Raw genomic sequence first — 13070 nt, 5'->3', positions numbered from 1 at the left:
GAGGATTCCGATGAAAACCATCATTTTTTGCGGGCATGGATGGGGGGCAGCTTAAGGCCATGCCTGACCACTATTTGTGGGAGCGCGCGGGGACGCCTAGTCCATGCGCGCGAAATCACGGGCATGGCCCGTTCCCACAACAACAGTGCACGCGCTTTCAAGCATCCAAAAAAATCCCCACGCAGAGGGGTATCTGCGTGGGGCTGCAAGGGCCGACGAAGCGGCCGGGAGGGAAATGAGTCTTCAGGACGCCGGCTGCCAACCTCCACCCAGCGCCTTGTAGATGGCGACGATGCCCTGGTACAGCTCGACCTCGGCCTGAGCCTGGCTGTCTTCGGCAGCCAGCCGCTCGCGTTCGGCGTCGAGCAGCACCAGGAAGTCGGCCGTACCTTCGCGGTACTGCAAACCGGCCTGGGCTGCCGCGGCACGGCTGGCCTCCGACTGACGCACCAATGCGAGCAGGCGTTCCTGGCGTTTGCCGTAATCGCTGAAGGCGTTCTCGGACTCTTCCAGGGCCAGCAACACCTGCTGCTCGTAACCGGCCAGTGCCCCATCGGCATCGGCTTCGGCACCGCGCAAACGAGCGCGAACGCTGCCCAGATCGAAGGCGGCCCAGCTGATCGTCGGGGCCACGCTCCAGGCGCGCGCCGCCGATGAGCCCAACTGCGAGCCACGGCCTGCGGTGAAACCCAGGAAGCCGGACAGGCTGACCCGTGGGAACAGATCGGCCGTGGCCACGCCAACCTGGGCGGTCGCTGCGGCCAGCTCGCGCTCGGCAGCACGAATGTCCGGGCGGCGACGCAGCAACTCGCCAGGGTCGCCAATCGGCAGCGCCTTGGATATGGCGGGTAGAGGCCGCGGCGCCAGGTCGACGCTGAGCTGATCAGGCCGCTGGCCGAGCAGGGTGGCGATGCGGTTGCGAGCCCGCACCTGCTCGGCCTGCAGGCGCGGTACTGTGGCCTCGGTGGCAGCCAGGCGGGCATCGGAACGCAGCACGTCCAGCTCGCTGCCCATGCCCACCTCACGACGTCGCTCGATGATGTCCCGCGACGAGCGCTGGTTGTCCAGGTCGTCACGGGCGATACGTTCACGCAGTTGCGCGCCACGCAGCGTGCCGTAGGCATCCACCAGCTCGGCGATCAGGCTGACCTGCAGTTGCTGATAGTCGGCCTGGGCGACATCGATCTGCGCCTCGCTGGCTTCCAGCTGTCGCTGAATTCGGCCGAACAGATCGAGTTCCCAGGCCATGTCCAGGCCCAGGTCATAGCGCTCGGCATTGACGCGTTCCTCGGTCACCCCAGGTTGCTGGGCCTTGCCGATTTCGCTGCTGGCTCGGCTGCTCACGGTAGGCAGCCGGTCATTGGCGACATCGTCACGGATGGACCGGGCGGCGCGCAGTCGGGCATAAGCCACGCGCAGTTCGCGGTTGTCCTGCTGCGACTGCTGCACCAGTTGGCTCAGGGTCGGATCTTCGAACTGCTGCCACCATTGGGTTTCGAAACGGCTGGTGTCATAGCCGCCACCGGCGCTCTGCGCCGAGGTCACGGCGGCGCTGTCCGGTGCCCGATAATCCGGGCCGACCGCACAGGCACTCAGGGCAAGCGTCAGGGCGCTGAGCAGCAGGCTGCGCGGCACCTTATCGATCAGCGATTTCATGCCTGCACCTCCTGCAGACGGGCTGCCTTGCGGGCTTCGCGTTTCTCCACGAACGCCCGGATCAGCACATAGAACACCGGCGTCAGCAGCAGGCCGAAGAAGGTCACCCCGAGCATACCGCTGAACACTGCAACACCCATGGCATGGCGCATTTCCGCACCCGCGCCGCTCGACAGCACCAGCGGCACCACGCCCATGATGAAGGCGAAGCTGGTCATCAGGATTGGTCGCAAGCGCAGACGGCAGGCTTCCAGCACCGCGGCGACGCGATCGAGGCCATGCTCCTGTTGCTCCTTGGCGAACTCGACGATCAGGATGGCGTTCTTGCACGCCAATCCCACCAGTACGATCAATCCGATCTGAGTGAAGATGTTGTTGTCACCACCTGCCAGAATCACCCCGGTGATCGCCGACAGCAGCGTCATCGGTACGATCAGGATCACCGCCAGCGGCAGGCTCCAGCTTTCGTACTGAGCGGCCAGCACCAGGAAGGCCAGCAAGACGCAGAGCGGGAACACGAACAGCGCGGTGTTGCCGGCGAGGATCTGCTGATAGGTCAGCTCGGTCCACTCGAAGCTCATGCCGTTGGGCAGCTCTTCCTTCAACAGCTTGGCCATCGCCGCTTCGGCCTGGCCGGAGCTGTAGCCGGGCGCTGCCGCACCGTTGATTTCCGCGGTGATGAAGCCGTTGTAGTGCATGACCCGATCAGGGCCGGCACTGTCGCTGACCTTCACGAAGGTCGACAGCGGGATCATCTCGCCACGGTTGTTGCGCACCTTCAACTGACCGATCTGATCGGCCTCCAGACGGAACTGCTGGTCGGCCTGGACGTTGACCTGATAGGTACGCCCGAAACGGTTGAAGTCGTTGGCGTACAGCGAGCCCAGGTAGACCTGCATGGTGTCGAAGATCTGATCGATGTCCACGCCGTGGGTCTTGGCCTTCTCACGGTCGATGCTGGCTTCCACCTGCGGCACGTTGACCTGATAGCTGGTGAACAACCCAGCCAGTTCCGGCACCTGCTGGCTCTTGGCGATGATGTTCTGGGTCTGTTTGTACAGCTCGTCGTAGCCCAGGTTGGCGCGGTCCTGAACCTGCACGCGGAAGCCGCCAATGGTGCCGAGGCCCATCACCGGTGGTGGTGGGAAGATGGCGATGTAGGCTTCCTGAATATCGGCGAACTTGCCGTTGAGCTCGGCCGCGATGGCATTGGCGCTCAGCGACGGATCCTTGCGCTCGTCGAAGCCCTTCAGGGTGACGAACACGATGCCGCTGTTGGGGCTGTTGGTGAAGCCGTTGATCGACAGGCCCGGGAACGCCACGGTATTGGCCACGCCGGGGTGCTTGGAGGCGATGTCGGACATGCGCTTGATCACCGCTTCGCTGCGATCCAGGCTGGCAGCGTCCGGCAGTTGGGCGAAGGCGACCAGGTACTGTTTATCCTGCGGCGGCACGAAGCCGGTCGGTGTGCTGGAGAAGCCCAGGTAGGTCAGGCCCATCAAGCCGGCGTAGACCACCAGCGCGATGCCGCTGCCGCGCAATACCCGGCGCACGGTGCTGACGTAACCATTGCTGGCCCGGTCGAATACCCGGTTGAAGGGGTTGAACAACCAGCGACCGAACAGGCGGTCGAGACCGCGGGAGAAGCGATCCTTGGGCTGGTCATGGCCTTTGAGCAGTACGGCAGCCAGGGCCGGCGACAGGGTCAGGGAGTTGAAGGCCGAGATCACCGTGGAGATGGCAATGGTCAGCGCGAACTGCTGATAGAACTGTCCGGTAAGCCCGGAAATGAACGCGGTAGGGATGAACACCGCACACAGCACCAGCGCCGTGGCGACGATGGGGCCGGTGACTTCCTTCATCGCCTGCTTGGTGGCTTCGACCGGCGTCTTGCCGAGGCCGATGTTGCGCTCGACGTTCTCCACCACCACGATGGCGTCGTCCACCACGATACCGATGGCCAGCACCAGGCCGAACAGCGACAGGGCGTTGAGCGAGAAGCCGAACATGTGCATTACCGCGAAGGTGCCGATCAACGACACCGGCACGGCAGCCAGGGGAATGATCGACGCGCGCCAGGTCTGCAGGAACAGGATCACCACCAATACCACCAGCACGATGGCCTCGAGCAGGGTGTGCACCACCGCCTCGATGGAGCCGCGCACGAAGATGGTCGGATCGTAGACGATTTCGTAATCAACGCCCTGAGGGAAGCTCTCTTTCAGTTCGGCCATGCGCTCACGTACCGCATCGGAAATGGCGATGGCGTTGGAGCCCGGACGCTGGAAGACCGGCATGGCGACCGCCGGCTGATTGTTGAGCAGCGAGCGCAGTGCGTACTGCTCGGAGCCCAGTTCGATCCGCGCGATGTCCTTGAGGCGAGTGATCTCGCCATTCTCACCGGCACGGATGACGATGTTCTCGAACTCTTCCTCGGTAACCAGGCGGCCCTGGGCGTTGATCGACAGCTGGAAGCTGTTGTCACCCGCGGCGGGCGGTGCGCCCAGGGAACCGGCGGCAACCTGACGGTTCTGCTCACGGATGGCGTTGACCACGTCGGTGGCAGTCAGCCCGCGGGAAGCGACCTTGTCCGGGTCGAGCCAGACGCGCATCGAGTAGTCACCCAGCCCGAACAGCCGTACATCACCGACACCGTCCAGGCGCGACAGCTCGTCCTTGATGTTCAGCGCGGCGTAGTTGGACAGGTAGAGCATGTCGTAGGTGTTATCCGGCGACGTCAGGTGGACCACCATGGTCATGTCCGGCGAGGCCTTGTCGACCGTCACACCGAGGCGCTGCACCTCGGTGGGCAGGGTCGGCATGGTGCGCGTCACGCGGTTCTGCACCTGCACCTGGGCGGTATCCAGATTGGTCCCCAGGGCAAAGGTGATGGTCAGCGTCATGCGCCCGTCATTGTTGGCCTGGGAGGACATGTACAGCATGCCCTCGACACCGACGATGGCCTGCTCCAGCGGCGAGGCCACGGTTTCACCAATGACCTTGGGGTTGGCGCCCGGGAAGTTGGCAGTAACCACCACGGTGGGGGGCACCACTTCCGGGTATTCGCTGATCGGCAGCTGGAACAGCGAGATGGCGCCGCCGATCAGAATGATCAGCGACAGCACGGCGGCGAAGATCGGCCGCTGGATGAAGAACTGGGAAAAGTTCATCTGAGTGTCCTTGGAATGACGGGCACAGCCCAGCCTGCCCACGCCATCAGCAGCGCGAGCAGGATTTCAGGTAAGAGAAGCGGGTGAAGCGGGGTGTTACTTGAGGCTGACCTTCAGCGGCTCGTCACTGCGCTCGGCGCGGGCCGAAGCCACCGCTCGACGCTGACGTTCCAGAGCCGCAAGGGTTTTCTCGTCGGCCATCGGCACGGCCTGCGGCTCCACGGTACTGCCCGGGATCGCCCGCTGCAGACCGTTGACCACCACACGTTCGCCCTTGGCCAGGCCGTCACGGACGATGCGCAGACCTTCGAGCTTCGGCCCCAACTGCACGGAGCGGTAGACGACCTTGTTGTCGGCGCCGAGCACCAGCACGAATTTCTTGCCGAGATCGGTACCGACGGCGACATCCTGAATCAGGGTGGCGTCGTAGGTATCGCTACCGACCAGTTTCAAACGCGCATACAGGCCCGGGGTGAAGCGACCGTCTGCGTTATCGAACACCGCGCGGCCACGGATGGTGCCGGTACGCGGGTTGACCTGGTTGTCGAGGAAGTCCAGCTGGCCCAGATGCGGATTGCCGTCTTCGTTCGACAGCCCCAGATACACCGGGCTCTTGTCGCGGCTGTCATGGCCGGCCTTGCGGGCCAGATCGGTGTACTTGAGAAAGGCGCGCTCATCGGCATCGAAGTAGGCATACACCTTGTCGGTGGAAACCAGCGAGGTCAGCAGCGACTCGCTGGCGGTCACCAGGTTGCCGGCAGTGACTTCGGCACGGCTGACGCGACCGTCGATAGGCGCGGTCACGCGGGTGAAACTGAGGTTGAGGCGGGCGTTGTCGAGCTCGGCCTGAATGGAGGCCGCTGCAGCCTGAGCTTCCTGGGCTGCGGTCTTGCGCGCATCGGCCAGCTCGGTGGAGATCGCGTTGCCCTCACGCAGACGCTCGCCACGGCGTGACTCACTGACCGTACGAGCCTGATTGGCGCGGGCTTGCTGCAGTTGCGCTTCGAGGCGTTTGACTTCGGCCTGGAAGGGGCGCGGATCGATCTGGAACAGCAGGTCACCTTTCTTCACCAGGGCGCCTTCATTGAAGCTCACCTTGTCGACGAAGCCCGAAACGCGTGGGCGGACTTGCACGGATTCAGGGGCCTCGAGGCGACCGGTGAATTCATCCCACTCGTTGAGTGGCTGTTCGATGACTTCGGCCACGCTGACTTTCGCAGCGGGCATCTGCTGTGCCACTTCCTCGCTCTTGCCGCAGGCAGCGAGAACCAGCGTCGCGGCGAGTGCAAGAGGGAAGGGCCAGAGCCGGGTAGTGGGCTGTTCCATGATTACGATCCGCCAAGGTGTTGGTAGTGATGGAGGCGGAGTCTGGTCTCAGCAACATCCAGGAACGAATCGAATGCCCTGAAGATAAATATCACTGTGAATGATGATATTACGATTTGGAATATTAATAGCAAGCTACCTATCTATATTGCATAGATCGCTAAATACAGATAAAGCCGCTATTCGAGGCTGTCCGGATCACCGAAAAACATCTGGATTCGCGAGCGCAGCCAGCGTTCGGCTGGGTCGTTGTCCTGGGCGCCGCGCCAAGCCATGGACATCTCGAAGCTGTTGCTTTCGAACGGTGGGTCTTCGGCGCGCAGGCCACCAGCGGCAGTCAGAGTGGCGGCGGTGTAGTCGGGCACCACGGCGATCAGGTCGGTGCCCGCCAGCAGGGTGCCCAGGCCATTGAACTGCGGCACGGCGAGCACCACCTTGCGGCTGCGGTTCAAGCGCGCCAGTTGTTCATCGACGAAACCATTGAGGTCGCCCGCGAAAGACACCATGGCATGTGGGCGAGCGCAGTAGTCGTCCAGGGTCAGCGGCCCGGGCACGACATCGGCACGCAGCAGCTTCGGCTTGCTGCGGCGCAGGGTCTTGCGCTTGGCGTTAGCCGGTAGTTCCTCGGTGTAGCTCACCCCTACCGAAATCTCCCCGGAGGCCAGCAGGTTGGGCATCAGCAGGTAGTTGGCACGGCGCACCACCAGCACCACATTGGGCGCTTCAGAGCGCAAACGGCGGAGCAGGGCAGGAAGCAGGGCGAATTCGACGTCGTCGGACAGGCCGACACGAAATACCGCCGTGCTGGTGGCTGGGTCGAATTCCGAAGCACGGCTGACTGCCGTCGAAATCGAATCCAGCGCAGGCGAGAGCAGGCCGAAGATCTCCTGGGCGCGTGCCGTGGGCTCCATGCTACGCCCGGTGCGCACGAACAAGGGGTCATCGAACAGCGTGCGCAACCGCGACAATGCGGCGCTGATCGCCGGCTGGCCGAGAAACAGTTTCTCGGCCGCGCGAGTCACGCTGCGTTCGTGCATGAGCGTTTCGAAGACGATCAGCAGGTTGAGATCGAGACGGCGCAGGTCGTTGCGGTTCATCCAAGTACCAATGTGCGGGCTTGCCAGAGCGGGACGCTAGTGAGAGCCTTGTTCGCCAATAGTACGAGCACTTGAGCGAATTGGGAAAGACACCGGTATCATCGATATATCCACACGTTCTAGTGGCCTATATCACTGCCAGGCATGACGACTATCAATCGGGCCGGGTGGTGCACGTGAAGGTCAGCAGATAAAGTCGACTCCAGTGAATAACCAATCCGCGATCAGTTGAGGTTGACGATGTCCCGCATGATCCGTTTCCACAAGTTCGGCGACGCCAGCGTATTGCAGTGCGAAGAAATGCCGACACCTACCCCCGCAGCGGGGGAGGTACTGGTACGCGTCCAGGCCCTCGGGGTTAGCTGGGGCGACGTACTGTGGCGCCAGAACCTGGCGTCGGAAGAAGCCAAATTACCTTCAGGTGTCGGCTCGGAGCTGGCCGGTATCGTAGAAGCCGTGGGCGAGGGCGTTGATGACCTCGAGGTCGGCGCACAGGTTGCTGCATTCCCGGCCAGCACCCCGAATCGCTATCCGACCTGGGGCGACCGTGTGGTCGTGCCGCGCTTCGCACTGACCCGTTTCCCGGATGTGCTCAGCCCGCAGGAAGCCAGCGTGCACTACACCGGCCTGCTGTTCGCCTACTTCGCGATGGTCGACCTGGCCAAGCTCAAGGCCGGTCAGCACGTCCTGATCACCGAGGCTTGCCATTGCCTGGCTCCGCAGTCGGTACAGCTTGCCAAGGCGCTGGGCGCCAATGTCATCGTATCGACCAGCGTGCCGGACAGCCGTGAGTTCCTGCGCGAACTGGGCGCCGACAAGATCATCTTCACCGAAGAGCAGGATCTGGTCCTCGAGGTCGAGCGCTACACAGAGGGCAAGGGTGCCGAAGTGATCCTCGACCACTGCGCCGGCCAGCAGCTCAAGCTGCTCGGTGACGTTGCGGCCACCCGCGGCAAGCTGATTCTGTATGGCCTCAACGGTGGCAACGACACCGCGTTTCCGGCCTGCGCCGCGTTCAAGAAGCACCTACAGTTCTTCCGTCACTGCGTGCTGGACTTCACCGGGCACTCGGAACTGGGAATCGAACAGGATTGCGCGGCGGTACAGCGGGCGCTCGATCACATCAACAAACTGACCGCGGAAGGCGTGCTCAAGCCGCGCATCGACAAGACCTTCCCGTTCGAAGAGTTCGTCGAGGCGCACCGTTACATGGAAGCCTGCCCGGATCGCGGTCGAGTCGCGCTGACACTGGAGTGATCCAACCCTGAACGAAAGAAGCCCGGCATCCGACCGGGCTTTTTTCTGGGGCGACACGTCCCTGTGTCAGGCCAGAAGCATGTCGAAAATCGATTGCGGTTTGATGACCGGAAGCGACGCGTTCATCGACTAGCTGCTTTCCCGCACCCGCAGCTCGAAGCCGAGATCGACGCTCGACGCAGCAGGGCGGCCATCGAGCATTTTCAGCAATAGGTTGGCGGCTTCACGGCCGACCTCGGTGCGTGGCGTGTGGATCGACGACAGCCTCGGCACGGTATGCGCGGAAGCTGGCAGGTCGTTGAAACCGACCAATGCCACACGCCCTGGAACCGCGATACCACGACGCTGCGCCTCGAACAGTGCGCCCTGAGCAAGGTCGTCATTGCAGAAGAAGATGCCATCGATATCCGGGTGGCGCTGCATCAGCTCATTGAACAGCTGGCCACCCAAACCGATGGATGAGGGCAGGGGGTGCAGCAGTTCCAACGCCGGGTCATACACGCCGGCCGCCTGCAGGGTGCGCCGAAAGCCCTCACCACGTTGCATCACCCGCGGGTCCAGCTGTGCGGCGATGTAGGCAAGACGCTTGCGCCCCTGCTGCAGCAGGTGCTGCGCCACGGCCTCACCGGCTGCCTGCTGAGAGAACCCGACGCTGGCGATACCGGGCGCGCTGCTCAATTCCATCATGTGCACGCAGGGAATACGGCTGGCGCTGAGCAGATGCCGCGTGCCTTCGGTACGGTCGAAGCCGGTCAGCAGCATGCCCATCGGCCGATACGGCAGGTAGTTGCGAACCAGCCGTTCTTCCTCATCGCGGGAATAGTGGTAATCGCCAATCAGCACCTCGATACCGCGCGGACGCATCACTTCGTGAATCGCATCCAGAGGTTCGATGAACAACTGGTTGGACAGGGAAGGGATGAGCACCACCACCGATGTACTGCGCGCCGATGCCAGGGTGCGTGCAGCAGGATTCGCCACGTAGCCCAACTCGTCGGCCGCCTTGCGCACGCGCTCAGCCAGATCCGCACCTACCGTGGCCACGCCGCGCAATGCACGGGACGCAGTGATGGTGGAAACGCCTGCACGCTCGGCGACCTCTGCCAGCGTGGGCATGCCCAGGGTACGGGAACTGCTGTGCGTCGGAGATTTCATTGCAAAGGCTTGTCATCGGCAGTAATTGATGTTTAAGGTAGCGCTGTCTCGAAGGCTTGGCAATGTCGTGCATTGCGTAACTGGCCCCGAGCAGCAGTACCTGGCGAACAACACTTACAACATTCGAAGCCGCCGTCTTGCAGATGTTCACGATCTTCAAAGATAGCGCTGTCTTCCGCTGGAGTTGCACGATGAATAACCCAATAACCGCCCTGGTCGTCATGGGCGTATCCGGTTGCGGCAAGAGCTGCGTCGGAGAATCGATCGCCGAAAAGATCGGCGGTTACCTGATCGAAGGTGACCAGTTTCACCCTGCCGCCAACATCGAGAAGATGAGCGCCGGCATTCCTCTTACCGATGAGGACCGTGCCGACTGGCTGACCCGTCTGGGTGAGGAGCTGGCCAGCGCCCTCGAAACCCATGATCGGCCGCTACTGGCCTGTTCCTCCCTCAAGCGCAAATACCGTGACCGGTTGCGCGAAGCCGTGCCTGGTCTGGGCTTCGTGTTTCTCGAACTGACCCGCGAAGAAGCCGCCAGGCGTGTGGGTGATCGCCCGGGTCACTTCATGCCAGCAAGCCTCATCGACAGCCAGTTCGCGACCCTAGAACCGCCACACGGCGAGCACGCGACACTGACCCTCGATGCGACGCAATCCATCGATACGCTCGGCCAGCAGGCCGCTGACTGGTGGCGCGCGTTCGGTCGATAACACCCGCAGATAACGCGACACAACCACGCTTCTCCCATAACAAAGACAAGTGGAGACGATATGAAAACCATCCATCAAGCTCACCGTTACCTGTCCCTGAAAGATGATCGTGCTCGGTCTTGCCGAGTAGCTGCAGTTGCAGAGGAGGGCGCTCATCATGAATGAGGTGACCACGACTCTCGGCGCAGGGGCGCTTCTCTCCATCGCGGCAGGCGCAGTGCTTCTACTGCTGCTGATGATCATCCGCTTCCGTCTGCATGCCTTTCTGGCACTCGTGGTGGTGAGCATTTTCACCGCACTGGCCACGCAGATTCCCTTCGACAAGATCGTCCCGACACTACTGGGCGGCTTCGGTACAACACTGGCGGCCGTGGCCTTGCTGGTCGGCCTTGGTGCCATGATCGGCCGACTGCTGGAGATAACCGGCGGCGCTCAAGTGCTGGCAGATACCCTGATCAACAAGTTCGGTGAGCACCGGGCACCGTTCGCTCTGGGTGTGGCGTCGCTGCTGTTCGGCTTCCCGATCTTCTTCGACGCCGGCCTGATCGTCATGCTGCCGATCATCTTCAGCGTCGCCAAGCGCTTCGGCGGTTCGACGCTGACGTACGCATTGCCGGCCGCAGGTGCTTTCGCAGCCATGCATGCTCTGGTGCCGCCGCACCCGGGGCCCGTCGCGGCAGCTGAATTGCTGGGCGCGAACATCGGTTTGCTGGTCATCATCGGCACCCTGATCGCCTTGCCGACCTGGTACTTCGGTGGCTATCTGTTCGGTCTTTGGGCAGGCAAACGCTTCAATCTCAAGCTGCCAGCGAGCTTCCTTACCGATGTCGAGCGTGACAACAGCGTAGCGCCACCGCGCTTCGGGCTGGTGCTGACCATCCTGCTGATGCCGCTGGTGCTGATCTTCCTGGACACCGGTCTCAACACCCTCAGCGTAATGGGAACGGTCGACGGTAACAGCACCTGGGTGCAGTTCCTGCGCATGATCGGCAAAACGCCGGTGGCGTTGCTGATCACCGTACTTTTCGCGCTGATCGCCTTCAGTGGCCGACACACCAGCAAGCACCTGGAAAAAGTCTGTGAGGGTGCGCTAGGGCCGATCTGCTCGATCATCCTGGTGACAGGGGCAGGGGGCATGTTCGGTGGCGTGCTGCGTACCAGCGGTATCGGCGATGCCCTGGCCGATACGCTGTCGGATACCGGCATGCCGGTGATCCTTGCAGCCTTCGTGATCTCCGCAGCACTGCGTGTGGCTCAAGGTTCGGCTACCGTCGCGCTGACCACCACAGCGGCGTTGGTAGCGCCCATGGTCGCGGCTACACCGGGGCTCAGCGAGTTCGACCTGTGCTTCATCGTGGTGGCGATTGCCGGCGGTGCCACGGTGCTCTCACACGTCAACGACTCGGGGTTCTGGCTGGTCAGCCGTTTTCTGGAAATGGACGAGAAAACCACCCTCAAGACCTGGACAGTGATGGAAACCCTGCTGGGCAGCATCGCATTCCTGCTGGCCGTGATCGGTAGCCTGATCCTCTAGCGCTTGGCGCCACCGAAGCTTCGCCGACGACCGCAATGATTGCCGGCGCAGCTTCGGTGGGTTTGCGGACAGACTGCCTAGACGTATTCGCGCAATAACCTACAGTGAGGAGCAAGAGGCCAAGAAGCGGCCAGCAACCCTGCGACAGGAAGCCGCCAGGCGTCATTATCTACGGAGCGTTCTTCATGCCTACAGTCACCAGCAAAGCCCCGGAATTCACCCACACCAGCAAGAGCGGCACACACAACGTGCAGCTCGAATTCATCTGGGCAAACGAATCGGGCGGCGTCGCACAAGCGGTCATCGCCACATTTCACGACGACGCAGGCAAGCCGGTCAAACGACTCAGCGTGCCAGGTCCATTCAGCGAACCCGGCAGCGCACGCAAAGCAGTGATCGCCAAGGCGAATGCCTGGTTCGATCATGGACGTGAGTGAACGAACTGACGTAGCGGCTCATCATCAGCAAGGTCCCAGTCAACGATCAGCAGTCGTTGTCTTCACTGGTGCTGGACTGAGGAAAGGCCAAATCTGGTGATGAGAGCCTCTGATGTGCGATACCTTAGGTTCGCATAATGTATATTATGTTAAATTGGATATCATGCTATCTGAGACCATGCATCAGATGCTGGGCTCGAGCATCGTCCTGGGCAGCAGCCTGTGCCCCCCCCCCCCCCCGCTGGTTAATCGGAAACGTGGACAACTTATTCGGAAAACATTCCACGCCAACCAGTTAGATTGCACAACTATGGCATCCAGGATATTCGATTTACCGCTGTCTCCTGGGCCAATCAGGCAGTTGACACCGTTGGACGGTGCCCAATCGAGGGCTTGTATTCTTCAGAAAGCTAGCGCTGAAGTCGTATGGTTAACCATACGGCTGTTAGCAACTCACCCACGCCAAATCCTTCACTCAAGACGCTGCCTTCCAAGATTTCTCTAAGTCATCAAAGATCATCTGGCTCGGTAGTCAAAATTATTTATTAAAATTTCACTATTATGAATTTTATCGTGACACGCCTTGCAAACAACCAGAATATTTTCCGGCTCCCCTACACCGCCAAATGCCAGGTCTACGATATGGTGCCCATGTAGATTGGTGTCTTTAGCGCACACCTCACACATATGTTCTTCGCGTGTTTTAGCAATCGCGATAGCCCTCCTAT

The 13070-nt window shown here is 61.7% G+C and carries 10 protein-coding genes; 4 read left to right on the top strand and 6 right to left on the bottom strand.

All coding sequences use genetic code 11. From position 1 onward, the window contains the following. Positions 1–243: 243 nt before the first annotated feature. The 4 genes from QRN22_RS04510 to QRN22_RS04495 all read right to left on the bottom strand — a co-directional run bounded on the left by QRN22_RS04510 (position 244) and on the right by QRN22_RS04495 (position 7249). Positions 244–1656, bottom strand: coding sequence for an efflux transporter outer membrane subunit (locus QRN22_RS04510; protein ID WP_042552661.1), 1413 nt, complete (start codon positions 1654–1656; stop codon positions 244–246). Next, positions 1653–4826: an efflux RND transporter permease subunit gene (locus QRN22_RS04505; protein ID WP_042552662.1), complete on the bottom strand. Its 3174-nt coding sequence runs from the start codon at positions 4824–4826 to the stop codon at positions 1653–1655. The genes QRN22_RS04510 and QRN22_RS04505 overlap by 4 nt, the downstream gene beginning before the upstream one ends. A 96-nt stretch (positions 4827–4922) precedes the next feature. Next, complete coding sequence (mexE, locus tag QRN22_RS04500) at positions 4923–6152, bottom strand: multidrug efflux RND transporter periplasmic adaptor subunit MexE (protein ID WP_042552663.1); 1230 nt, start codon at positions 6150–6152, stop codon at positions 4923–4925. Between the two features lie 179 nt (positions 6153–6331). Beyond that, positions 6332–7249 (bottom strand): LysR family transcriptional regulator, encoded by a 918-nt coding sequence (locus tag QRN22_RS04495; RefSeq protein ID WP_042552664.1) that lies wholly within the window; start codon positions 7247–7249, stop codon positions 6332–6334. A 240-nt stretch (positions 7250–7489) separates the two neighbouring features. On the opposite strand from QRN22_RS04495, the gene QRN22_RS04490 reads away from it, so the two are divergent. Continuing rightward, positions 7490–8506, top strand: a complete 1017-nt coding sequence (locus QRN22_RS04490) for a zinc-dependent alcohol dehydrogenase family protein (RefSeq protein WP_042552665.1) — start codon at positions 7490–7492, stop codon at positions 8504–8506. A 129-nt stretch (positions 8507–8635) separates the two neighbouring features. Here the strand turns inward: QRN22_RS04490 and gntR are convergent, their stop codons facing one another. Next, entirely contained in the window at positions 8636–9661 is a 1026-nt protein-coding gene (gntR, locus tag QRN22_RS04485) for an HTH-type transcriptional regulator GntR (RefSeq protein ID WP_042552666.1), read from the bottom strand. A 191-nt stretch (positions 9662–9852) separates the two neighbouring features. Here gntR and QRN22_RS04480 point away from each other — a divergent pair, with 191 nt between their 5' ends. From QRN22_RS04480 to QRN22_RS04470, 3 genes are all read left to right on the top strand, one after another. Beyond that, on the top strand, positions 9853–10371 hold the full coding sequence (locus tag QRN22_RS04480) for a gluconokinase (RefSeq protein ID WP_042552667.1): 519 nt from the start codon (positions 9853–9855) through the stop codon (positions 10369–10371). Between the two features lie 157 nt (positions 10372–10528). Then, entirely contained in the window at positions 10529–11905 is a 1377-nt protein-coding gene (locus tag QRN22_RS04475; protein WP_042552668.1) for a GntP family permease, read from the top strand. A gap of 185 nt (positions 11906–12090) precedes the next feature. Next, positions 12091–12342 carry a hypothetical protein gene (locus QRN22_RS04470; protein ID WP_042552669.1) on the top strand — a complete coding sequence of 84 codons (252 nt, stop codon included), beginning with the start codon at positions 12091–12093 and terminating at the stop codon, positions 12340–12342. A gap of 516 nt (positions 12343–12858) precedes the next feature. On the opposite strand, the gene QRN22_RS26445 is transcribed toward QRN22_RS04470, so the two are convergent. After that, positions 12859–13029, bottom strand: a complete 171-nt coding sequence (locus tag QRN22_RS26445; protein ID WP_082045924.1) for an HNH endonuclease — start codon at positions 13027–13029, stop codon at positions 12859–12861. Positions 13030–13070: the final 41 nt, after the last annotated feature.

It is taken from the genome of Pseudomonas sp. MEJ086, from assembly GCF_030209025.1.
GTDB lineage: Bacteria > Pseudomonadota > Gammaproteobacteria > Pseudomonadales > Pseudomonadaceae > Aquipseudomonas > Aquipseudomonas fulva_A.
The sequence above is the reverse complement of the archived record's forward strand: the minus strand, read 5'-3'. Positions and strand labels throughout refer to the sequence as shown.